Annotated in this window: 21 protein-coding genes; 18 read left to right on the plus strand and 3 right to left on the minus strand. The window is 38.7% G+C overall.

Annotation, left to right across the window (positions count from 1 at the left end; all coding sequences use genetic code 11):
* The first annotated feature begins 19 nt into the window (after positions 1-19).
* From MWU56_RS14045 to MWU56_RS14080, 8 genes are all read left to right on the plus strand, one after another.
* Positions 20-1,021, plus strand: coding sequence for a homocysteine S-methyltransferase family protein (locus MWU56_RS14045; protein ID WP_247045392.1), 1,002 nt, complete (start codon positions 20-22; stop codon positions 1,019-1,021).
* Between the two features lie 10 nt (positions 1,022-1,031).
* On the plus strand, positions 1,032-3,731 hold the full coding sequence (gene metH / locus MWU56_RS14050; protein WP_247045394.1) for a methionine synthase: 2,700 nt from the start codon (positions 1,032-1,034) through the stop codon (positions 3,729-3,731).
* 49 nt (positions 3,732-3,780) lie between these two features.
* On the plus strand, positions 3,781-4,734 hold the full coding sequence (metF, locus tag MWU56_RS14055) for a methylenetetrahydrofolate reductase [NAD(P)H] (RefSeq protein WP_247045396.1): 954 nt from the start codon (positions 3,781-3,783) through the stop codon (positions 4,732-4,734).
* A 20-nt stretch (positions 4,735-4,754) separates the two neighbouring features.
* Entirely contained in the window at positions 4,755-5,855 is a 1,101-nt protein-coding gene (locus MWU56_RS14060; protein ID WP_247045398.1) for an acyloxyacyl hydrolase, read from the plus strand.
* A gap of 23 nt (positions 5,856-5,878) precedes the next feature.
* Positions 5,879-6,673, plus strand: a complete 795-nt coding sequence (locus tag MWU56_RS14065) for a head GIN domain-containing protein (RefSeq protein ID WP_247045400.1) — start codon at positions 5,879-5,881, stop codon at positions 6,671-6,673.
* 137 nt (positions 6,674-6,810) lie between these two features.
* Complete coding sequence (locus MWU56_RS14070) at positions 6,811-7,812, plus strand: serine hydrolase domain-containing protein (RefSeq protein ID WP_247045403.1); 1,002 nt, start codon at positions 6,811-6,813, stop codon at positions 7,810-7,812.
* Positions 7,813-7,854: 42 nt separating this feature from the next.
* Complete coding sequence (locus MWU56_RS14075; RefSeq protein ID WP_247045405.1) at positions 7,855-8,571, plus strand: response regulator transcription factor; 717 nt, start codon at positions 7,855-7,857, stop codon at positions 8,569-8,571.
* 66 nt (positions 8,572-8,637) lie between these two features.
* Positions 8,638-10,959: an outer membrane beta-barrel family protein gene (locus tag MWU56_RS14080; RefSeq protein ID WP_247045407.1), complete on the plus strand. Its 2,322-nt coding sequence runs from the start codon at positions 8,638-8,640 to the stop codon at positions 10,957-10,959.
* Here MWU56_RS14080 and MWU56_RS14085 read toward each other — a convergent pair.
* Positions 10,956-12,407 carry a pyridoxal phosphate-dependent decarboxylase family protein gene (locus MWU56_RS14085; RefSeq protein WP_247045409.1) on the minus strand — a complete coding sequence of 484 codons (1,452 nt, stop codon included), beginning with the start codon at positions 12,405-12,407 and terminating at the stop codon, positions 10,956-10,958. The genes MWU56_RS14080 and MWU56_RS14085 overlap by 4 nt on opposite strands.
* Positions 12,408-12,510: 103 nt before the next feature.
* On the minus strand, positions 12,511-13,404 hold the full coding sequence (gene gldA / locus MWU56_RS14090) for a gliding motility-associated ABC transporter ATP-binding subunit GldA (RefSeq protein ID WP_247045411.1): 894 nt from the start codon (positions 13,402-13,404) through the stop codon (positions 12,511-12,513).
* A gap of 379 nt (positions 13,405-13,783) precedes the next feature.
* Between gldA and MWU56_RS14095 the strand changes: the two genes are divergently transcribed.
* The 5 genes from MWU56_RS14095 to MWU56_RS14115 all read left to right on the plus strand — a co-directional run bounded on the left by MWU56_RS14095 (position 13,784) and on the right by MWU56_RS14115 (position 18,518).
* Positions 13,784-14,611: a prephenate dehydratase gene (locus MWU56_RS14095; RefSeq protein WP_247045413.1), complete on the plus strand. Its 828-nt coding sequence runs from the start codon at positions 13,784-13,786 to the stop codon at positions 14,609-14,611.
* On the plus strand, positions 14,611-15,753 hold the full coding sequence (locus MWU56_RS14100; RefSeq protein ID WP_247045415.1) for a pyridoxal phosphate-dependent aminotransferase: 1,143 nt from the start codon (positions 14,611-14,613) through the stop codon (positions 15,751-15,753). Before MWU56_RS14095 ends, MWU56_RS14100 begins: the two co-directional genes overlap by 1 nt.
* Positions 15,754-15,756: 3 nt before the next feature.
* On the plus strand, positions 15,757-16,623 hold the full coding sequence (locus tag MWU56_RS14105; RefSeq protein WP_247045418.1) for a prephenate dehydrogenase: 867 nt from the start codon (positions 15,757-15,759) through the stop codon (positions 16,621-16,623).
* A gap of 2 nt (positions 16,624-16,625) precedes the next feature.
* Entirely contained in the window at positions 16,626-17,708 is a 1,083-nt protein-coding gene (locus MWU56_RS14110) for a bifunctional 3-deoxy-7-phosphoheptulonate synthase/chorismate mutase type II (protein ID WP_247045419.1), read from the plus strand.
* 135 nt (positions 17,709-17,843) lie between these two features.
* Positions 17,844-18,518, plus strand: a complete 675-nt coding sequence (locus tag MWU56_RS14115; protein ID WP_247045421.1) for a head GIN domain-containing protein — start codon at positions 17,844-17,846, stop codon at positions 18,516-18,518.
* A 72-nt stretch (positions 18,519-18,590) separates the two neighbouring features.
* Here MWU56_RS14115 and MWU56_RS14120 read toward each other — a convergent pair whose 3' ends face one another.
* Positions 18,591-19,031, minus strand: a complete 441-nt coding sequence (locus MWU56_RS14120) for a hypothetical protein (RefSeq protein ID WP_247045423.1) — start codon at positions 19,029-19,031, stop codon at positions 18,591-18,593.
* A 93-nt stretch (positions 19,032-19,124) separates the two neighbouring features.
* Here MWU56_RS14120 and rsgA point away from each other — a divergent pair, with 93 nt between their 5' ends.
* The 5 genes from rsgA to queA all read left to right on the plus strand — a co-directional run bounded on the left by rsgA (position 19,125) and on the right by queA (position 23,287).
* Complete coding sequence (rsgA, locus tag MWU56_RS14125) at positions 19,125-20,069, plus strand: ribosome small subunit-dependent GTPase A (RefSeq protein ID WP_247045425.1); 945 nt, start codon at positions 19,125-19,127, stop codon at positions 20,067-20,069.
* A 4-nt stretch (positions 20,070-20,073) separates the two neighbouring features.
* A complete protein-coding gene (dtd, locus tag MWU56_RS14130; protein WP_247045426.1) occupies positions 20,074-20,526 on the plus strand; it encodes a D-aminoacyl-tRNA deacylase in 453 nt (150 codons plus the stop codon).
* Positions 20,526-20,852: a nucleotide pyrophosphohydrolase gene (locus MWU56_RS14135; RefSeq protein WP_247045428.1), complete on the plus strand. Its 327-nt coding sequence runs from the start codon at positions 20,526-20,528 to the stop codon at positions 20,850-20,852. Before dtd ends, MWU56_RS14135 begins: the two co-directional genes overlap by 1 nt.
* Before the next feature lie 69 nt (positions 20,853-20,921).
* Complete coding sequence (locus MWU56_RS14140; protein ID WP_247045430.1) at positions 20,922-22,151, plus strand: 3-phosphoshikimate 1-carboxyvinyltransferase; 1,230 nt, start codon at positions 20,922-20,924, stop codon at positions 22,149-22,151.
* An 86-nt stretch (positions 22,152-22,237) separates the two neighbouring features.
* Positions 22,238-23,287, plus strand: a complete 1,050-nt coding sequence (gene queA, locus MWU56_RS14145) for a tRNA preQ1(34) S-adenosylmethionine ribosyltransferase-isomerase QueA (protein ID WP_247045431.1) — start codon at positions 22,238-22,240, stop codon at positions 23,285-23,287.
* Positions 23,288-23,351 lie beyond the last annotated feature (64 nt).

Here is a 23,351-nt window from a genome sequence, read left to right on the forward strand (position 1 = left end):
TTTAAAGGAAAATAGTACTATGAAAAAAATTGAAGATATACTGCAAAAACGAATCCTAGTTCTAGATGGAGCCATGGGAACCATGTTGCAACGATATAAGTTTGGGGAAGAAGATTTTAGGGGAGAGCGATTCAAGGATTGGCCAAGTGATCTTCAGGGAAACAACGATTTGTTGTCCTTGACACAGCCAGAAGCGGTAAAAGAAGTCCATCGTGCGTTTTTGGAAGCAGGTGCGGATATTCTTGAGACCAATACTTTTTCCGGTACTACCATTGCAATGGCAGACTATGGCATGGAAGAGTTGGTGTATGAACTGAACTATGAATCCGCCAAGATTGCCAAGGAAGTGGCCGATGAATATACCAAGAAAGACCCTAGCAAACCTAGATTTGTGGCAGGAAGTATGGGGCCAACAAACAAAACGGCCAGTATGTCTCCAGATGTAAACGACCCAGGCTATAGAGCTGTTTCTTTTGATGAATTAAGAAAAGCATACAAACAAGAAGTGGAAGCATTGTTGGATGGTGGTGTAGACCTTTTATTGGTAGAGACTATTTTTGACACCCTCAATGCGAAGGCAGCACTTTTTGCCATAGAAGAGGTGAAAGATGAACGCAATATTGAAGTACCTATAATGGTCAGTGGCACCATTACCGATGCCTCAGGAAGAACATTATCTGGGCAAACTGCCGAAGCCTTTTTGATTTCCATTTCCCATATCCCGATTTTATCCGTTGGATTCAATTGTGCCTTGGGAGCCAAACAATTGGTGCCCCATTTGGAAGTGATTTCGGCAAAATCGGAATTTGCAACCTCTGCACATCCAAACGCAGGTCTGCCAAATGCATTTGGTGAGTACGACGAAACACCCGAACAAATGGCGGCACAGATAAAAGAGTATCTAGAAAAAGGCTTAGTGAACATTGTGGGAGGTTGCTGTGGAACCACACCCGAACATATTAAGGCCATTGCTGATTTAGTGAAGGATTATGAACCAAGAAAGCTTTTGAATCCAGCATAGTTTAGGACTTATGGAAAAAGAGAACCCACAACAAATAAGGAACAACGAACAGCGATACCTAAAACTATCGGGCCTTGAGCCCTTAATCGTAACCCCCGAAAGCAATTTCATTAATGTTGGGGAGCGAACCAATGTAGCTGGTTCCAAAAGGTTTTTAAGGTTAGTCAAAGAAGAAAAATTCGATGAGGCCCTGGACATTGCCCGCCAACAGGTAGAAGGTGGTGCACAAGTCATTGATGTGAACATGGATGATGGAATGATCGATGGAAAGGAGGCCATGGTCAGGTTTTTGAACTTAATCGTTGCCGAACCCGATATTGCTCGCGTACCCATTATGATTGATAGTTCCAAATGGGAAATTATCGAAGCAGGATTACAAGTAGTACAAGGTAAATGTGTAGTAAATTCCATCAGCCTTAAAGAAGGAAAAGAAGAATTTGTGCACCATGCAAAATTAATCAAGCGATATGGGGCGGCCGTCATCGTAATGGCCTTCGACGAAGTTGGTCAGGCAGATACTCTGGAGCGTCGGAAAGAAATTGCAAAACGTTCTTACGACATCTTGGTCGATGAAGTCAATTTTCCTCCCGAAGACATCATTTTCGATCTCAATATTTTTCCTGTGGCAACAGGAATGGACGAGCATAAGAAAAATGCCATTGATTTTATCGAAGGTACTCGTTGGGTACGGGAGAATTTGCCCTATTGCAGTGTAAGTGGTGGGGTGAGCAATGTTTCATTCTCCTTTAGAGGGAACAATCCGGTTCGTGAAGCCATTAATTCAGCCTTTTTGTTCCATGCCATTAAAGCAGGTATGAACATGGGAATCGTAAACCCGGTCATGCTGGAAGTTTATGATGATATCCCAAAAGATTTGTTGGAACATGTTGAAGATGTACTGCTCAATAGGAGGGATGATGCCACGGAACGATTGCTGGAATTTGCCGAAACGGTTGTAGGTACTGCCAAAGAAAGTAAAGTTGATTTGTCTTGGAGAGAAGAGCCGCTTCAAGATCGCATTACCCGTGCCTTGGTTAAGGGAATCGATCAATATATTATTGAAGATGTAGAAGAAGCCCGGCAAAAGGCAACAATGCCTTTGGAAGTGATCGAAGGAAATTTAATGGCAGGAATGAACGTTGTTGGAGATCTTTTTGGAAGTGGAAAAATGTTTCTGCCCCAAGTGGTGAAATCCGCAAGGGTGATGAAGAAGGCGGTCGCTTATTTAACCCCATATATTGAAGCATCAAAAGACAAAAACGCTAAGGCAGCCGGGAAAATTTTGATGGCCACGGTAAAAGGTGATGTACACGATATTGGAAAAAATATTGTAAGTGTGGTGCTCGCTTGTAACAATTATAAAATTGTAGATATGGGCGTGATGGTACCACCGGAAAAAATCATCAATAAAGCTAAAGAGGAACAAGTGGATATTATTGGTCTGAGTGGATTGATTACTCCATCATTGGACGAAATGGTGTTTTTGGCGAAGGAAATGGAACGTCAAAACTTTAATGTACCTCTTTTAATTGGTGGGGCGACTACGAGCAAGGCCCATACCGCTGTAAAAATAGACCCCCAGTATAGCCAAGCAGTGGTTCATGTGAACGACGCATCCAGGGCAGTTACGGTGGTGGGCGATCTACTTCAGGATGCGACTTCCTCGAAGTACAAAAAATCTATCAAATTAGACTATGAGAGTTTTAGAGAAAAGTTCTTAAGTCGTTCTAGAAAGAAAGAATACTTGACCTTGGAGCAAGCAAGGCAAAATAAGCTTCAAATCGAATGGAATCCAGTAGATATTAAAAAACCTAATAAGCTAGGTATTGAGGTGTGGGAGGATTTTGATTTGAAGAAACTGGAAGAATTTATAGATTGGACCCCATTTTTTCGTAGCTGGGACTTGCACGGAAAGTATCCGGATATTTTGACGGATGATATAGTTGGCGAACAAGCCACTGAACTATTTAAGGATGCCAAGGAGCTCTTGAGTAAAATTTTGGATGAAAAACTACTTAAGGCCAGAGCCATATTCGGGTTATTTCCCGCCAATCAAATCAAAGAAGACGATATAGAAGTTGAGAAAGATGGTAAAATCTTTATGTTTAGAACACTCCGACAACAATTGAAAAAGCGTAAAGGGGTTCCCAATATCGCCTTGGCAGATTTTATTGCACCAAAAGATTCAGGAATACAGGATTATATGGGCTTCTTTTGTGTAAGCACAGGTTTTGGTACGCAAGAACTGGCTACCGAATTTGAGAAAAACCATGATGATTATAATTCCATTATGATCAAAGCCCTAGCGGATAGATTGGCTGAAGCTTATGCAGAGTATCTCCACAAAGAAGTGAGGACTAAATACTGGGGCTATGCAGTTGATGAGAATTTAGAAAATACCGAATTGATAAAGGAAAAATACAGTGGAATACGTCCGGCTCCAGGATATCCGGCATGTCCGGATCACTTGGAAAAACTTACTATCTGGGATTTATTGGATGTTGAGGAAGAAATTGGTGTGAAATTAACCGATGGTTTGGCAATGTGGCCCGCTGCGAGCGTGAGTGGATATTATTTTGGACATCCACAAGCCAAATATTTTGGGTTGGGAAAAATCGAACAAGATCAGGTCCAAGATTTTGCTGAACGAAAAAATATAACATTGGAGAAAGCTCAAAAATGGCTGGCTCCCAATATAGTTGATGAATAAAATATCCAATTACCACATCAACCAATAATAATAAACGGATAACCATAAAATGAAAATCACCGATCACATAAATAATGCAAACGGAAAAACCCTCTTCAGTTTTGAGATAGTACCGCCAGTAAAAGGGAAAAGTATTCAGGAACTCTATAAAAATATAGACCCCTTAATGGAGTTCAAACCTCCGTTTATAGATGTGACAACCTCTAGGGAAGAATATATATACAAAGAGAAGGATGGGTTGTTGGATAAGAAACTGACCCGTACCCGTCCAGGGACGTTGGGCATCTGTGCCTCTTTAAAGCATAAATACGATGTGGATACCGTGCCCCATGTGCTTTGTGGCGGCTTTACCAAGGAGGAAACCGAATACCTTTTGGTGGACTGTCAATATCTTGAGATTGAAAATGTAATGGCACTACGCGGGGATGCCCGAAAAGAGGAAAGATATTTCACTCCCACAAAAGGAGGCCATCAATATGCTACGGAATTGGTGAAACAGATTAAGGACATTAATGAAGGAAACTATTTGCACGATTCCATTGAATCCAGTGATTGTGGTGATTTTTGTATAGGTGTGGCGGGTTATCCAGAAAAACACATGGAGGCACCATCCTTGCAATCCGATTTAAAACGATTAAAGGAAAAAGTAGAGTTTGGAGCCGATTATGTAGTTACACAAATGTTTTTTGACAATCAAAAATTCTTTGAATTTGAGAAGGCGGCCCGGGAAATGGGAATTGATGTGCCCATTATTCCAGGCATAAAACCTATTGCAGTTAAAAGACATTTACAATTATTGCCACAAGTTTTTAGTATAGATCTCCCCCAAGATTTGATAGATGCCGTTGAAGCATGTAAAACAAATCAAGAAGTGCGTCAAGTTGGTGTGGAATGGGCCATTCAACAATCAAAAGAGTTAAAAGAAGCAGGTGTGCCAGTCTTACATTATTATTCTATGGGGAAATCAGATAATGTAAAGGCAATTGCCAAGGAACTTTTTTAATTTTCCTACTTTAGCTATCCATGGAGCACCTACTTTATTTGGTATTTCTATTATGTTTTTGCTTTGGATTTTCCCAAGAGCCGGAAATCCCAAAAGTATATACGTTGGATGTCAACCAATTTTATGGGTCCATACTTTTGCACAACCCCGATATTTCGCATTTGATTACAAATCATCCAGCAGGGATTATTTTGGGGGTAAGCCGAAAAACATACGGCCAAAAGGAATGGGAGGCAGATTTTGGCTATCCTGATACCGGTTATACTTTTATTTATCACAATACCAATAACCCTACCCTTGGTAATCATTACGGGTTGTACGGTCATTATAATTTCTATTTTTTAAAAAGAAATGTTCAGTTGCGGGTCGCTCATGGATTGGCATACAATACAAACCCTTATGATAAAGTGGATAACTTCAGAAACAATGCCTACGGAAGCCACTTATTGAGCAGTACTTTATTGATGCTCAATTATCAGAAAGAAAATTTAGTGGCTGGATTGGGTCTAAATGCAGGACTGTCTTTTATACACTATTCCAATGCCAATTATAAGGCGCCCAATACGTCTACCAATACATTTTCCGTGAATTTCGGGTTGACATATAACCTGGACCATGAAACAACTTTTGAATATCTAAAACCGGAATCAACAAATAAAATAACCGAACCGATTCGCTATAATTTAGTACTTCGTGGAGGTGCCAACGAAAGTGATGTGATCAATTTGGGGCGTTATGGCTTTGCTATTATCTCGGCCTATGCGGATAAACGTTTGGGCAAGCGCAGTGCCATTCAATTGGGAACGGATGTTTTCTTTTCAAGCTTTTTAAAGGAATTGATTAGATATCAATCGATTGCATTCCCAGAACTCGATGTGGATCCAAATACGGATTATAAAAGGGCGGGTATTTTTGTTGGGCACGAACTCTTTGTGAATAAAATGAGCATTGTGGCCCAACTGGGGTATTATGTGTATTATCCATTTGATTTTGAAGGTAGGATATACAATCGAATTGGTATGAAAAGATATTTTGGGGAAAAGGTTTTCGGAGCGATTACCTTAAAATCACATGCGGCCAAAGCAGAAGCAGTGGAATTTGGAATAGGGGTAAGATTATAGTATACAGATTTGAGATGGTAGCAATGAGAAGATTTTTTGAATTTAGTATTATCACCTCGAGTATGATCGAGAAATCTGTACTTTTCATCTTATCGCTGCTTTTCGTTTCCTGTAACGGAGATAATGTACCAGATTGTTTCCAAAATGCAGGGGATATTGTCCGAATAAAAGTTGATGTCTCAGATTTTTCTACCATTACAGTTTTTGAGAATTTGAACGTGGTCTTAAAACAAGGAGACGAACAGCTAGTGGAAATTGAAACCGGTGAATTCCTATTAAATGACGTTACTGCCGTGGTAGATGAGAGTCGACTCGTACTAAGAAATGAAAACGGTTGTAATTATGTTAGGGATTATGGGATAACTACGGTGTATGTAACATCTCCCAATATAACGGAAATTCGTAGTGGTACGGGACTACTAATTTCCAGTGATGGCGTTTTAAGCTATCCGAGCCTTACTTTAATTTCCGAAAGCTACAACAACCCGGAAACCGACACTACCGACGGTTCTTTTGATTTGGAATTAGATGCAACCACAGTAAGAGTTACGGTAAATGGTATAGCCTATTTTAAACTGGATGGAAACACCGTAAACTTTAATCTTAATGTAGCAGCGGGTGATTCCAGAATTGAGGCTGAAAATATGGAAGCCACCAATGTGACCATCAACCATCGGGGATCCAATGATGTCTTTGTGAACCCACAACAAAGATTAAGCGGGGTTATCAGGGGTACGGGTGATGTAATCAGTGTGAACACGCCCCCTGAAGTGGATGTGGAAGAATTGTTCAACGGAAGATTAATATTCCAGGATTGATATAGTTGTCCAAACTATAAAGGAAATCTTGTTGTTCCATACTATTTCTCATTATTTTAGAATTTCAAATCAGAAATTTGGGTAGACTTCTCACATACTTTAGATGTTTGTTATCTCCTTTTCCTAAAGTAAAACCGTTGGACGGGTTGAAAGGATTGGAAAGAGCTGATGTACTTTTCCATAATCTTGTGGCAGAAAAGAAAGTGCCTGGGTTGGCTGTTACCATTTTAAATCAAGGCAAACCTATTCTAAAAAAAGGGTATGGTTTCTCTAATTTCGAGAATAGAAAAAGAATAGACCCAAAGCAAACTATTTTCCGAATAGCCAGTATTTCTAAATGCATTACAGGATTGGCCTTGGGAAAAATGGAAGAAGATGGCATCATAGATTTAGATGAATCTCTTTATACTTATGTGCCATATTATCCTAAAAAACAATATGATTTTACGCTTCGGCAGTTGGCAGGTCATATTGCGGGAATACGTGGATATCGAGGAAAAGAATTCGCTTTGAACCAAGATTATTCCATTAAAGAAGGAGTGGGAATCTTTAAAAATGACCCGCTGATTTTTGAACCAGGAAGTAATTATCTCTACAACAGTTTTGATTTTGTGTTGTTGTCCTTAGCCATGCAAGAGGTCAGCGGTGTGCCGTTTCAACAATACGTGAAAGAAAATGTATTGAAATCATTGGGAATGGAAAATACGTTCCCACAAGAAGATGGAGTTGAGAATTTGGCACAGTTCTACACCAAGCGGTCATTATGTTTTAAAAAAGCTGTAGAAGTAAACAATGTCTATAAGTTGGCAGGAGGAGGTTTTTTGTCCACTTCTGAAGATGTAGCTAAACTGGGGCAATGCATACTAGAACAAAAGTTGCTGAAGGTCGAGACTTATGGTCAATTGTTGACCTCACAAATTGTAAATGAAAATCCCACTTATTACGGTATTGGGTTTCAGGTGAGCAAAGATTCCAAAGGAAGGAATTTTGTTGGCCATGTAGGCAATAGTGTAGGGGCCTATACCAACCTTTTTGTATATCCCGAAGCGGAAAAAGTGATTGCTGTGTTAATCAATTGCACAGATCCGAAGGTGCAAGCTCTTTTGGATGAAGCTATTGATTCTATTTTTGATTTGTGAACCTCATGATTTTTATGGAAATTTATTGAAACACCATTCATTTTGAAATACGCAAAATATCTTACATTATTGTTTTTCCTGATATTCATAGAGGAGTCCTTTGCAGGCGAATCTTTTTCTTTTAATAAGTCTACTGCTAAAATGGATAGTATTCATAGTGGTTTGTCATCATTGGAGTGGAGAAAATTCAAAAAATTTGAGGAAGCTTTGCTTGCTGCCGAATTGTCCGAGCGGGAAAGTGAAAATGAACTAACGGTTTATGCCCGCGACTCACTCAAAATATTAAAGGTAAAACTGATGGCCATTAAGGTTTTGGAAGAAAAAAACCTTTTGAACCGAGATATTGCTGAAAACCCATCCTACTATACTGCATTGATGGAAGAATTTAAGGGAAGTAATATTCCCTCTTCCGAATATCTTTTTCTGGAAGAGAAATTGGCTTATATAAATCAAGAAACGCTCCGCCAAAGATTACAATGGAGTACATGGAGCAACATAGGTCTTGTTATAATTGTAGTTTTGTTGGCTTACATTACATTTAGGCTGGGAAAAGGCCGCAAACCTATATTGCCTCAATTGAGCAAGCAAGAAACTTTGGTTCGCAACCTAATCCTTCAAGGTAAAAGCAATAAGGAAATTGCCGCGGAATTGTTCATCAGCCTTAGTACGGTAAAGAGTCACATCACCAATATCTATAGCAAATTAAATGTGGTGAACAGACAAGAATTACTTAAAAAAAGTCCGGGTACTAGCACCTAAATCCGACCTTCCTTACACTCGATAAATACCGATTCCAGTTTAATTTGTTTCAAAATTCATACAGTTTTGAAACAATTACATTGGTTATTCATCGCATTATCCGTTTCTAGTTATGGCCAAGAACAGTTCACGGTAAAGGGAAAAGTTATTGATGCATATAGTGAGATGGTCCAAATCGGGGATGTCTTTTTGTTCGATTCCAATAGAGAAAACCTTGTGATGTACACCACTTTGCATGACGGGCAATTTATTTTGGAAGAGATATCCGCAGGCGATTACTCTTTGGAGGTTTCTGCTTTGGGATTCAAAAAATATTCAAGGACAATCAGCGTGGATAAAAACCTTGAATTTTCCGTCCATTTGATAGAGCAGGTAACCGAGCTCGAGGATGTTGAGGTCATTGCCCTTAAAAATCCTATTACCAACAACAACGGTAATTTAAAAATAGATGTGCAGAATCCTGTTTTTTTATCCATTGCAGATCCTTTGGATGTACTTTCCAAGTTGCCCAATATTCAAATTTCGCCAGATAGAGAATCCATATCGGTTATTTCAAGAGGAAGCCCATTGATTTATTTGGGCAATCAACGAATCAGTTTGGAAGAACTTAAAGGACTGTCCGTAGAATTCATTGAGAGCATTGAACTTATCAACAATCCCTCGCCCAAATATGAGGCAGAAGGACAAGTAGTGATCTTGGTTCATTTGAAGATGAGCAGGGACAAGGGAGCTAGCTTCAGTCTTGGAGAAACGTTGTCTTTTAGGCAAAACACCAATCATTATCTAAGCTCCAATGGAAGTTTCTCGAATGGGAAATGGAATTTAAGAGGTAATCTTAATTATAATGCCATTGGGCAATGGGAGAGCAATACTTTTGAGTTTGCCATTCCTGAAGAGGATATTTATTCTAATTATTTGGTGTTGATTCCGGATAATAATAGAATTCAAATAAATGGTGGTCTTGGGCTATACTATCCTATTAATGATAGTGATTATGTCTCCTTTAATACTACAATGAAGCTTCAAACGGATGAAGCCGATTTTGAAACCAACACTTTTGTTAGCGATGGTATTGAAGAGAATCAAATTTTATCCAAACCTAACAATGATAATCAACGAAGATATTTTAGTGGTAATTTCAATTTGAATAAAAAATTAGACGCAGATTGGAACCTTTTTACGGGAATCCAATATTCTACTTTCAAACAAACGTTGGACACTGATATTTTCAATAACTATAACAATGAGAGTTTCTTTTTAGATGAGTCCAGATATCAGGAATACGAAATAGGTTCATTGGCGGCCTGTTTAGATGTTGAACATACAATTTCCGATAAATTAAGAAGTGAATTTGGAGCGAGTTGGAACGAAGCGCAGGCAACTGCCCATTCAAAGGTTCAGCAATTGGAAACCCAAAATGAAGAAAATGTGGATTACGATTATAAAGAGCGATTATATGCTTCATACTTGAACTTTAGTTCAAACTTGAACAAAAAACTGGATGTGAGCATTGGGGCCAGAGTGGAATATAATGACGTATCTGGTACTTTGAACAATGAAACCAATCCATTGGTCAGTAGAAAAAACACTAGGTTTTTTCCAAAAGCAGGACTAAACCTTAAGATAGATAGTGTCAAAACGCTATCGTTCAATTATTCCAAAAGCATTACAAGGCCTAATTTTTCCAGAACAAGTTCAGTTTCTGTTTTTATAAATCCCTTTTTGGAGGCTACCAACAATATAAATTTAGTGCCAACTATTTCCCGGAGAATTTCTTCCAATTTGCAATGGAAAAACAAATCATTTTTTCTGGATGTGTATCAAAAGGAAAACCCGTCGTATTACGCCATTAGTTATGAAGCAAATGATACCACGGCCACCTTATCTCCCATTAATTTGGAAAAGGAGATGGGTTTTTATGTAGGTGCCACCTTTCCATTTTCATATAAAATATGGACCTCCACCACTTCTGTAAGTTTAAATTATAATAAAATCACGGATTCCTCAGCGGTTGTGGCAACAGTTAAGCCTTATGTATATGCATATACCGACCATCAATTCAAAGTGGCCAAGGATACTATTGTTTCTTTTGGTGGATGGATGATGACCGAACGTAACGAAGGGATTTATACTAGAAACACTATGTTGATACTAAACGCCTCTGTGACCAAAACGTTGTTCGATAAATTTCAATGCGCGATCCGTTTGAACGATATTTCCAAGGCAATGAATTTTGAAGAAAGCTATTCCATTAATGGAGTGGAAGCCAATGGTACCTATTTCGTGGATGCACGGGAAATTGCATTTGCCATAAAGTATAAGTTCGATAATAATACCAATAAATTCAAAAATAAGGATGTTGATGAAAACCTAAATCGAATCAATTAGACTTTACTTGTCAATTTTCCCTCAATCTCCAAAGCATAGTTTTTACACATATCAAAAGTATCTGTCACATCTTTCATGGTAGTCCTTGGATTTATCAAGCACATACGCAATACAATTTGTCCGTTCAAAATTGTGGTGACTAACAATGCTTTGCGCGATTCCACTACTTTTTCTGAAATGTACTGGTTAATTTTATCCAATTCCTTTTCACTGTATTTTTTGGTTATGGGATTATACCTAAAGTTGATTACGGCCAAGGTAGCAGGGAATACTACCTCCCAACTTTTGCTTCCCCTGAGCAGGGTTTCAACTTCTTCGGCTAAATCAATATTATAGGTGACCGCATCGCGAAATTCTTTCAACCCAAAAGTCTTGAGCGACATATAAAATTTTAGAGCTCTAAATCTACGGGTCAACTGAATACCATGATCGTAAAAATTGATTTCGGAGGTATTTCCTTCGATATCCCTTAAATATTCCGGTTTTTCGGTAAAAGTATTGCTGAGGTTCTTGTGGTTTCTCACCAAAAGACAACCCATTTCGTAGGGCTGAAAGAACCATTTGTGTGGATCAACGGTCAATGAGTCCGCTTTTTCAATACCTTTCATGGTTTGCTTACCTTTTTTGGATAGGATAGCGGCTCCGCCATAGGCACCATCAATATGGAACCAGATATCCTCTTTTTTACAAATGTTGGCCAACTCCATCAATGGGTCAACTGTGCCAGTGTTGGTAGTTCCCGCTGTCGCTATTAAACAAAAAGGATGTAGACCTTCTAATCTATCTTTGGCGATACAATTTTTTAGTTTGTTTATCGCAAATTTGAATTCGTTATCCGTCGGAATAATTCTGATTTGTTCTTTCTTAAAACCTAAAACTCTTATCGCCTTAATGTTGGATGAGTGTGCTTGATCTGAGAGGTAAATGATGGCTTTGGAGAAGTCATCACCACATTTGATTCGCCTAGCGGTTGCCACCGCAGTAAGGTTGGCCATAGAGCCTCCGCTCGTAAAAATACCTCCTCCTTTTTTCTTTGGAAAACCAAAAATTTTTAACAACCATTGAATGGTTACGATTTCTAATTCGGCTGCCGCTGGACTGGCAGCCCAACCGCCTGAAAAAATATTGTAACCAGTTGCCAAGGTGTCTGCCATAACACTTATATAATTGCTTGGGCCCGGAACAAATGAAAAGGATTTTGGATGCGCCATATTTGTACTGTTGGTCATTACCTTTTCCAATACAAAGTTGAGCACTTGGGCGGGGTCTGAACCTTTTTCGGGGGCTTCTTCTAAGAATAGGGACTCCATTTCGTTTCGAGAGCCCAAGGCGACCGGCATCTTATCTGCCTGCTGTTGATGATGTTCCACTATGGCATCAACAACTTGATAGCCATAGCTCTTCATTTCTTCTTTGGAAAGTTCCAATCTAGCGTTGTTTTTCTTCATTTGTCCATAATCTTCTGGACCGCAAAAGTACCATATTTGAGACGGTTTACCATCCCATTCCAGTTAGGGATCTTATCAAAATGGATAAAAAGGAAAGGAAAAGTTAGGCAGTTAGCTCGGTGAACAAGCTCTCCAGGTTTTTATTCTTTCTACTGAGTTGAAGTGTCTTCAATTTATTATCGTGCGCAAAATCAAATACGGACGGTCTCATATCTTTGGAAGTGCTAAAAGTGATTTCGTAAACGAAGCCCCCAGTGTTTTTTACTTTGGAAACGTTTGGCAGTTGATGTAATAGTTGTTCTTCCACCCGATAGTCAAACTCTACTTCAATGATCTGTTCTTCCTCAGTACGTAGTTCTTCCAGTTTTTTATCGGCCACCAATTTTCCTTTGTTGATGATGATCACACGGTCGCAAACGGCTTCTACCTCTTTCATAATGTGTGTGGAAAGCAATATGGTTTTTTCCTTGCCAATTTCACGAATTAATTTTCGGATTTCAATCAATTGGTTTGGATCCAGTCCTGTGGTGGGTTCGTCTAAAATTAAAACATCAGGATTGTGCAACAGGGCAGCAGCAAGACCAACCCTTTGACGGTAGCCTTTGGATAATAGTCCAATTTTTTTATGGGCTTCGGGAGTTAAGCCCGTTTGCTCAATAACATCATTGATTTTGGATTTGTCAACTTTGTAGACATCCGCATTGAATGCCAAGTACTCTTTTACATACATCTCCAAGTACAACGGATTATGTTCTGGTAAATACCCAATACTTCTTTGAACATCATTTGCCGCATTTAAAACATCGAATTCATTTACGGATGCATTTCCACTGTCTGCTTGGTAATATGTGGTAAGAATTCGCATCATGGTAGATTTTCCTGCACCATTAGGGCCTAAAAAACCAACCACTTCGCCTTTGTTGATGGTAAAGGAAACATTGTCAAGTGCTTTTTGGGTGCCAAAGGTTTTAGTAATGTTTTGTACGGTGATGGACATTCAAGAAGAATTTATTTATTTCAAAAATACGCTTTTAGTTGTTTTAATCCTTAGGATTTAAAAATTGGGATAGGACTTAGCTCGTCTTTTTCTTTATAATTGAGATAATTTGAATTCTTAAAAAAAACAGTGTTTCTTTAGAATAATGTGCAGTAATAATCTGGTTTTTAAAAAATATCAAAAAAAAATTAGGAAACCCTTTGTGTTTCCAATTGAATACCTAAATTAGCCGACAATTAACAAAGAGATGACAAGCACGTATTTCTGGAACCGTTTTTATTTTTTCTTCTTTTTTGAAAGAGGAACGGGACTATTGTAGATACGTTTAAAGTATAACCAATTTATAAAGTCCCGATACTATCGGGGCTTTTTTTTTGCAATGGAATTAAAAATAGCCATACAGGGAATTAAAGGATCTAATCACCATCAGGTTGCTAGGGATTATTTTGGGGATAATATTGAATTGTTGGAATACAACTCTTTTGATGCGGTTGTAGATAATCTATTACAGGGTGTTGCGGATATGGGTATTATGGCGATTGAAAACTCCATTGCTGGTTCCATTATCCCTAATTACAACTTAGTGTACCATAATAATATCCACATCATAGGTGAGCATTACTTGAATATTCATCATAACCTTATGGTTTTAAAGGGTAAAACTTTTGAGGATATAAAAGAAGTGCATTCGCACCCCATGGCTTTGCTACAGTGCAAAGAATTTTTTAAGGCCCATTCCCGGATCAAACTTGTTGAAAGCGTGGATACCGCAGAGACTGCGAAAAGAATCAAAGAGGGTAATTTAAATAATATTGCTGCCATTGCTCCTAAAATGGCTGCAGAATTGTACGGATTGGATATTATTGCGGATAACATTCAGACCATTGTGAATAATTCAACACGATTTATCATCCTTAAAAAGCAAAATAAAGTGTTGCCTAAAGAGGAAATTAATAAAGCTTCTTTAAGGTTTATAACCGATCATAAAAGGGGAAGTTTGGCCACAGTTTTGAATGTTTTGAGTGATTGTAACATGAACCTTACCAAGATTCAATCATTACCTGTGATCGAAACGCCATGGAAGTATGCCTTTTTTGTTGATGTTACTTTTGATAAATATGAGCAATTTTCCAAAACAAAATCTTTGTTGCAGATCATGGCGGAAGATTTTAGGGTTTTGGGTGAATATAAAAAAGCATTATTATAATGATAGCGGCAGATAGGCTAAAAAGCGTACAGGAATATTATTTCTCAAAGAAACTTAGAGAAGTAAGGGGGTTGATTGCCCAAGGTAGACCAATTATCAACATGGGAATTGGAAGTCCGGATTTGGCACCTTCGCCCAAAGTTTTGGAAACGTTGAGGAATTCCATCACCGAGGCTGGCGCGCATCAATATCAAAGTTATCAAGGATTACCGCAATTAAGAGAAGCGATTGCCGATTTCTATCAGCAAAAATTCAATGTATCCATAGAACCAAACTCCGAAGTTTTGCCTTTGATGGGTTCCAAAGAAGGAATAATGCATATTAGTATGGCATTTTTAAATGAAGGAGATCAAGTACTTTTACCCAATCCGGGTTATCCTACATACGGATCGGTGACCAATTTGGTAGGCGCAAAACCCATAACCTATGACTTAAGAGCGGAGAACGGTTGGTTCCCTGATTTGGTGGAACTCTCCAAAAAGGATTTGTCCAAGGTAAAATTAATGTGGGTCAGTTATCCTCATATGCCTACAGGTGCAACTGCAACTGAAGAACAACTTACATCGTTGGTGGATTTTGCAAAAAAGAACAACATACTATTGGTTAACGATAACCCTTATAGTTTTGTGCTTTCGAGTAATCCAAAAAGTATTTTATCCATAACCGGGGCTAAGGACTGCACCTTGGAATTGAACAGTTTGAGCAAGACCTTCAATATGGCCGGTTGGCGTGTAGGAATGGTGCTTGGAAATGCAGAACATATCAATTCGGTGCTAAAGGTGAAGAGCAACATGGATTCTGGAATGTTCTATGGTATACAAAAAGGGGCGATTGCAGCCCTAAATAGCGGTCCCGATTGGTTTGAAGAATTGGACAAGGTATATACCAAAAGAAGAGAACTGATGTTTGAGTTGGTGGAAAAATTAGGGTGTACATATGATAAAAATGCCGTTGGGATGTTTGTTTGGAGCAAACTTCCCGAAGGGGCACTACCCTCAGAACAATTTATTGATGAGGTGTTATACGATAAGAATATTTTTATAGCGCCAGGCACCATATTTGGAAGTAATGGTGAAGGGTATATTCGGTTCTCCCTATGCGTAAAAGAAGACAAAATCAAAGAAGCCATTGAAAGATTTTAAATCATGAAATTAGTAATCATAGGAGTTGGATTGATAGGAGGTTCCTTTGCCAAAGACGTAAAAAGGCTGCACCCAAAATCGGAAATTATAGGTGTGGACAAAAACGATTCCCATCTAAATAAAGCCATGGAACTCCAAGTTATAGATAAAAAAGGAGGGTATGCAGATTTAGAAACTGCCGATATGGTCTATGTTGGTATACCGGTAAATGTGCTAATGAGCGAACTGCCCAAAATTTTGGATGCAGTCGGGGATGAAACCGTGGTAATGGATGCAGGTTCCACCAAACGTTTAATTTGCGAACAAGTGGAGGACCATCCTAAACGAAGAAATTTTATGGCTTGCCATCCTATCGCGGGTACAGAATTTTCTGGACCAACCGCAGCTTTCGAAGGATTGTACACGGATAAGACCATGATTATTTGTGAAGTAGAAAAAACAGCTTTCAAATTACAAGAAAGAGCTTTGAGCATTTTTCAAGACATTGGAATGCGTATACGGTACATGAATCCAAAAGCGCACGATAAGCATATTGCCTATGTATCTCATTTATCACATATCAGCTCTTTTATGTTGGGAAAAACGGTTATTGAAAAAGAAAAGAATGAGCGCGATATTTTTGACATGGCTGGGAGTGGTTTTGAAAGCACAGTGAGATTGGCAAAAAGTTCACCCGATATGTGGACTCCAATTTTTGAACAGAACAAGGATAACGTTGTGGAAACGTTGGAAGAATACATTCAGAACCTAACCACGTTCAAACAATTGATTATGGACAACGATTTTGAGAATGTCCACCAAGAGATGAGTAATACCAATAAAATAAAACAAATATTAAAAGGAATACCACTGACAAAAAATAGAGGGTAATTATGGAAAACAAAAAGGAAATGAGAAAATGGTTGGATGATATGAATCTGGATCATCCATTGGTCGTAGCCGGTCCGTGCAGTGCGGAAACTGAGGATCAGGTGTTAAGAATAGCCCATGATTTAAAAGATACCGATGTAAGCTATTACCGTGCCGGAATTTGGAAACCAAGAACGCGTCCAGGTAATTTTGAAGGAGTAGGAGCCATCGGATTAAAGTGGTTGCAAAAGGTAAAAGAAGAAACAGGTCTTAAAACCGCTACCGAAGTTGCTAATAGAGCACATGTGGACCTCGCTTTGGAACATGATATTGATTTATTATGGATTGGCGCAAGATCTACGGTCAGTCCATTTATCGTCCAAGAAATCGCAGATGCCTTAGAAGGAACAGATAAGATTGTTTTGGTGAAAAATCCGGTAAACCCAGACCTTTCCTTATGGTTGGGTGCGGTAGAGCGTTTAAACTCTGCTAATATTGATAAATTAGGGGTAATTCATAGAGGTTTCTCTACTTATGAAAAAACCAAATACCGTAATATCCCAGAATGGCAATTGGCTATTGAGTTACAAACACGATTTCCTGATTTACCCATAATAAATGATCCAAGTCATATTACAGGAAAACGAGATATGGTTTTTGATGTGTCGCAAACAGCATTGGATTTGAATTTTGATGGGTTGATGATTGAAACACATTATGACCCGGACAATGCATGGAGTGATGCCTCGCAACAGGTAACACCTAAAACATTGGTTCAGATCATGAAAGATTTGCGTATTAGAAAAGAGACTGATGACGAGGCCGAATACAAGAATGATTTAAGTAACCTTAGAGCTCAAATTGATGTCTTGGATAATCAATTGGTTGATCTTTTAGGTAAAAGAATGAAGGTTTCAGATGGAATAGGAAAGTTGAAAAAACAAAAGAACGTAGCAGTACTTCAAAGTAATCGTTGGAACGCTATCTTGGGCAATATGATCTTGGAAGGTGAAGAAAGAGGGTTGAGCGAGGAATTTGTTTTGAAAATGTTCAAGGCAATTCATCAAGAATCCATCAACCACCAAGAAAAAATAATAAACGCATAGTAGGTTTTTTTACCTGTTGGATCTAAAAACTATTTGTAGCTTCGGTGAATTACCGTTGTTATAAATAGTTTTTTTTATTCCAAAGTGTAACAAAACAATAAGATGGTCATCTTTGTGAAGTAAAAACAATCCACCATGAAAAAAATATACACATTAAGTCTTTTACTGCTTCCCTTGATTATGTTTTCACAGCGCATCATTGATACTGAAGTTGGTGAATTCAACGAGATCAAGGTTTTTGATTTGATCGAGGTTAACTTGATTCAATCTGAAGAGAACAAAATCATGATCAAAGGCCAGAACGGCGACGATATTCAATGGGTCAATAAAAATGGTGTCTTGAAACTTCGCATGCAATTGGACAAAAAATTTCAAGGAGAAGATACCCTAATCGAGGTTTATTATACCAATTTGGATGTAATCGACGGTAATGAAGGTGCGCGGATAACCTGTAACGAGATGGTGCAAAAAAACAAAATTGAGCTTCGTGCACAGGAAGGAGCCGTTATACATATAGGAATGGATGTTGATCATGCCGATGTAAGAGCGGTAACCGGTGGGGTTGTTCGTGCCTCAGGACTGGCGAAAAGTCAAGCAGTAGTACTCAATACAGGAGGTGTTTTTGAAGGAAGGGATTTGAGAACCGCCACTACCAATATTAAAATTTCAGCTGGGGGAGAGGCAGATGTATTTGCTTCGGAAGTTGTGGATATCAATGTAAAAGCAGGAGGTAATGTTTATGTATATGGGAACCCTTCAACTGTGCATAAGAAAACATTTGTGGGCGGAAACATTTATATAAGGGAATAAAGAAATATAAATTGGTGAATTAAAAAAGCCCTTAGCTAGAGCAAAGGGCTTTACTTTTAGCTTGTATCCCTTTTATTTTTTAAAGATATACCGGGTAATAAAAATACCCTGTCCATCGCCTTTTCCTCCTTCGCTTTCCACACCACTTAATACAAATGCCAATTCCCAACCGTTGGAAACCATATCATTGATCATAGAGGTGATCATGGCATCATTGGCGGCAATATTTTGAAAACGGATTCCACCAACATTATAGAAATTCAATAGTTTGGTTTCTTCAAAATTTTTGACACGGATTTCACCTCTTTTAGACTTATTACGTGTGTTGTCGTCTTCGGTTTGAACGCTTGTAAATTCCTTGTAGTCCTTATCCTCCAGGGCGTTAATGATCCTGGATCTTCCAAGGCCATTTGGCACAATGGATTCTACGCTGGTTATTACTTTATACTGTTGTGCGCTTGCGCTGAATGCAGTTGCCAATGCTATTACTGCGAAAAAAATGATTTTCTTCATAATTAAATGTTAGTTAATGTTAAAACTGTTCTCAAGGTTATACGACGAAAAGAATGGAATATTGTTACTTTGTATTAAAAAAGTGAACAAATTGTGAACGGAACTGTATATAAATCAACGGGAAGTTGGTATACCGTAAAATCTTCAGAAGGAGAATTTTACGAATGCCGTATTAAGGGGAAGTTCCGTACGCAGGGAATCAAGAGCACTAATCCAGTGGCTGTTGGAGATCATGTTCAATTTGATTTGGAAACAATCGGCGATGAAACCGTTGGTGTTATCACGGAAATTGGTGAGCGCAAGAACTATATTGTCCGTAAATCGGTCAAACTCTCTAAACAAACCCATATTATTGCTTCCAATCTTGATCAAGTTTTTTTGCTGGTCACACTTAACAACCCTCCCACTTTTACCAGTTTTATAGATCGATTTTTAGTTACTGCGGAAGCCTATCACATTCCAGTGGTGTTGCTGTTTAATAAGATGGATGTTTACAGTAGTGAGGAAAAATTGGAGGTGGACTATTTAATGCATCTGTATACCAAAATTGGTTACCAATGCATTGCAATTGAAGCTGAAAGGGGTAAGAATGTGGATAAGGTAAAAGAATTGATGTTTGATAAAACAAGTATGTTTGCGGGACACTCCGGAGTTGGGAAATCAACCCTGGTAAACGCCTTAGAACCGGGTTTACAGTTAAAAACAGCAGAGATATCCGAACAGCATATGCAAGGACAGCACACTACTACCTTTGCAGAAATGTACGACCTCTCCTTTAATGCTCATATAATAGATACTCCAGGGATTAAAGGATTTGGGATTGTGGATATGGACAGGTATGAGATCGGTGATTATTTCCCTGAATTTTTTGCATTAAAACCCGAGTGTAAGTTTAATAACTGTCTACATTTGGATGAGCCCAAGTGTGCAATAAAAGATGCCTTGGAGGACGATGAAATAGCAGCAAGTCGCTACAGGAGTTATGTTCAAATGTTAACGGGGGATGAAGATAATTACAGGGCGGATATTTATAAATAAGAAAATGAAAACGGTAATTCAAAGAGTTTCAAAAGCAAGTGTTACAGTTGATGGAAAAGTGATTTCATCCATTGGAAACGGACTTTTGGTATTATTAGGAATTGAGGAAGCGGATGGAAAGGAAGATATTGAGTGGTTGGCTCAAAAAACTGCGAACCTTAGAATTTTCAATGATGAACATGGGATAATGAACCGGTCTGTTATGGAAGTGAATGGCGATATAATCGTGGTAAGCCAATTTACGTTGCACGCCCAGACCAAAAAAGGTAACCGACCCTCCTACATTAAAGCAGCAAAGCCAGATGTAGCGACTCCAATCTATGACGAATTTGTAAAAGTATTGGAGCAAAAAACAAGGAAAAAGGTGGGCACCGGGGTTTTTGGTGCAGATATGAAGGTGGAACTGCTCAACGATGGCCCAGTAACCATAACGATGGATACAAAAAATAAGGAATAATGAATATCGAAAATGCACAACAAGCAGTAGATGAATGGATAAAAGAACATGGGGTCCGTTACTTTAACGAACTTACCAATATGGCTCAACTTACCGAAGAGGTTGGAGAGGTAGCCCGTATTATTGCAAGACGGTATGGGGAACAGAGCGAAAAAGAATCCGATAAGTCCAAGGATTTAGGCGAAGAACTCGCCGATGTGGTCTTTGTTGTGCTTTGTTTGGCGAACCAAACAGGAATAAACTTACAAGAAGCTTTTGACAAAAAACTGGATGTGAAGACCAAACGTGACCACGACCGTCATCAAAATAACAAAAAACTCAAATAAAGTTGTCCGCATAAAGAGACTTTAGATGTGTTTTTTCTAGTTTTGACAATTCATCCAAACAACAACGAATTGAGACTCCAACTTTCCGTACCTCATAATAAAAAGATTAAAAAAACCATTGCAATTACCGGTTCCAAAAGTGAAACGAACCGATCTTTACTATTGCAGGCTCTCTTTTCAAACATTAAAATTGAGAACTTATCCAATTCTGATGATGGTGAGGTAATGCAAAAAGGGTTGGCCCAATCACACAGCGTAGTTGATATTCACCATGCAGGAACTGCCATGCGTTTTTTAACGGCTTATTTTGCATCACAAGAAGGCAAACAGGTCGCCCTTACAGGCTCACAACGCATGCAGGAACGCCCTATAAAAGTATTGGTTGAGGCGCTTCAATCTCTTGGGGCCAATATTCAATATGAAAAAGAAGAGGGGTATCCGCCATTAAAAATAACGGGGAAAAAACTAAGAAAAAGCCAAGTATCATTACCGGCCAATATCAGCAGCCAATATATATCCGCTTTATTATTGATAGCCCCTAGCTTGGAAAATGGGTTGGAGTTGGAACTTATCGGTAAAATTACCTCGGTTCCGTACATAAAGATGACCTTGGCGCTTTTGAATGAAATTGGGGTGCAGACTTCTTTTAAGGAAAACAAGATTGTAGTAAAACCCATGCAAGAAGTGGAAGATACTACCTTGGTCGTGGAATCCGATTGGAGCTCTGCAAGTTATTTTTATAGTATTGTGGCCATGTCCGATTTAGGTACGGAGATTCGATTGTCTTCCTACAAGGAAAATTCTTTGCAGGGCGATAGTGTTTTAGCAGAAATTTACAAGGATTTTGGTGTAGAGACTACGTTTTTTGATAATAGCATTCTACTTAAAAAAGTGGCAGAAGTTAGTTCCGACAGTCTTAATTATAATTTATCCAATGCCCCGGATATTGCACAGACCATTGCGGTAACTTGCTTAGGTTTAGGAATAGGTTGTCACTTAACTGGCCTACATACTTTGCCGATCAAGGAAACTGATCGTTTGGCCGCACTGCAAGTGGAGTTGGGCAAGTTTGGTGCCACTGTTGATATTGATTCCGAAAGCTTAACATTAACAGCCCAATCAAGCCTTAGGTCAGGAGTTGAAGTCGATACCTACAACGATCATAGAATGGCCATGGCATTTGGTCCTTTACTTCTTAAAACTGATTTTGTAGTAAATGATGCCGAGGTGGTTTCAAAATCCTATCCGGACTTTTGGAACGATCTTAGGTTACTTGGATTTGGTGTCAAGGAGCTGTAAATCACATTTAATCATCAATTTACTTGACATCCCCTATCGCGAGGTCGTATATTTGCCATTCTTAAAAAAAATCGAAAAAAAGCCACATGAAATTATCGAACTTCAATTTTGAATTGCCGAAAGAGCTTTTGGCAGAATATCCTGCGGAACACAGGGACGAATCCAAATTAATGGTAATTCATAGGGATACGGGAAAAATTGAACATAAAATGTTCAAGGATATAGTTGATTACTTTGATGAGGATGATGTCATGGTTTTGAACAATACCAAGGTATTTCCTGCGAGACTTTTTGGAAATAAAGAAAAAACGGGAGCAAGGATCGAGGTTTTCTTGTTAAGGGAACTAAACCAAGAACAACGCCTTTGGGATGTATTGGTGGACCCGGCAAGGAAAATACGTATAGGTAACAAACTTTATTTTGGTGAAGATGAGAGTTTGGTGGCGGAAGTAATTGACAATACCACATCTAGAGGGAGAACGTTACGTTTTCTATATGATGGATCATATACCGATTTCAGAAGGAAACTTAGGGAATTGGGTGAAACTCCACTGCCAAAATACATCAAAAGAGAAGTTACGGCAGAAGATGAGGAACGTTACCAGACTATTTATGCCAAGCATGAAGGAGCTGTTGCGGCCCCAACTGCAGGTTTGCACTTTTCCAAACATTTATTAAAACGTCTGGAAATAAAAGGTATTGAATTTGCCGAGGTAACTTTGCATGTAGGTCTGGGAACCTTTAATCCAGTCGAAGTAGAGGATTTGTCCAAGCACAAAATGGACAGTGAAGAGTTGGTGATCGATGAAAAAGCGACAGAAATCGTTAATAATGCTAAATCGAACAAAAGAAGAGTATGTGCCGTAGGTACAACAGCAATGAGGGGCTTGGAAAGTGCGGTTTCGTCTGAACATACGTTGAACACGTTTGAAGGTTGGACCAATAAATTCATATTTCCACCATATGAATTTAGTATAGCGAATTGCATGATTACAAATTTCCATTTACCAAAATCAACTTTGATGATGATGGTTTCCGCATTTGCCGGTCACGATTTAATCAAAAAAGCATACAAGCAGGCTATTTTGGAAGGTTACCGTTTTTATTCTTACGGTGATGCCATGTTGATTATCTAAAGTCAAAATTTAATAGAAAAGAAATCCCGTTAGCTTTATGCCAGCGGGATTTTTTCTTACGTAT

It is taken from the genome of Allomuricauda sp. F6463D, from assembly GCF_023015965.1.
Taxonomy (GTDB): Bacteria; Bacteroidota; Bacteroidia; order Flavobacteriales; family Flavobacteriaceae; genus Flagellimonas.

Excerpts from the sequence above, each read along its gene's own strand:
- MWU56_RS14045 (WP_247045392.1), top strand. The coding sequence starts at position 20 with ATGAAAAAAATTGAAGATATACTGCAAAAACGAATCCTAGTTCTAGAT.
- metH (WP_247045394.1), top strand. The coding sequence starts at position 1,032 with ATGGAAAAAGAGAACCCACAACAAATAAGGAACAACGAACAGCGATAC.
- metF (WP_247045396.1), top strand. The coding sequence starts at position 3,781 with ATGAAAATCACCGATCACATAAATAATGCAAACGGAAAAACCCTCTTC.
- MWU56_RS14060 (WP_247045398.1), top strand. The coding sequence starts at position 4,755 with ATGGAGCACCTACTTTATTTGGTATTTCTATTATGTTTTTGCTTTGGA.
- MWU56_RS14065 (WP_247045400.1), top strand. The coding sequence starts at position 5,879 with ATGAGAAGATTTTTTGAATTTAGTATTATCACCTCGAGTATGATCGAG.
- MWU56_RS14085 (WP_247045409.1), bottom strand. The coding sequence starts at position 12,407 with ATGAAGAAAAACAACGCTAGATTGGAACTTTCCAAAGAAGAAATGAAG.
- gldA (WP_247045411.1), bottom strand. The coding sequence starts at position 13,404 with ATGTCCATCACCGTACAAAACATTACTAAAACCTTTGGCACCCAAAAA.
- MWU56_RS14095 (WP_247045413.1), top strand. The coding sequence starts at position 13,784 with ATGGAATTAAAAATAGCCATACAGGGAATTAAAGGATCTAATCACCAT.
- MWU56_RS14100 (WP_247045415.1), top strand. The coding sequence starts at position 14,611 with ATGATAGCGGCAGATAGGCTAAAAAGCGTACAGGAATATTATTTCTCA.
- MWU56_RS14105 (WP_247045418.1), top strand. The coding sequence starts at position 15,757 with ATGAAATTAGTAATCATAGGAGTTGGATTGATAGGAGGTTCCTTTGCC.
- MWU56_RS14110 (WP_247045419.1), top strand. The coding sequence starts at position 16,626 with ATGGAAAACAAAAAGGAAATGAGAAAATGGTTGGATGATATGAATCTG.
- MWU56_RS14115 (WP_247045421.1), top strand. The coding sequence starts at position 17,844 with ATGAAAAAAATATACACATTAAGTCTTTTACTGCTTCCCTTGATTATG.
- MWU56_RS14120 (WP_247045423.1), bottom strand. The coding sequence starts at position 19,031 with ATGAAGAAAATCATTTTTTTCGCAGTAATAGCATTGGCAACTGCATTC.
- dtd (WP_247045426.1), top strand. The coding sequence starts at position 20,074 with ATGAAAACGGTAATTCAAAGAGTTTCAAAAGCAAGTGTTACAGTTGAT.
- MWU56_RS14135 (WP_247045428.1), top strand. The coding sequence starts at position 20,526 with ATGAATATCGAAAATGCACAACAAGCAGTAGATGAATGGATAAAAGAA.
- queA (WP_247045431.1), top strand. The coding sequence starts at position 22,238 with ATGAAATTATCGAACTTCAATTTTGAATTGCCGAAAGAGCTTTTGGCA.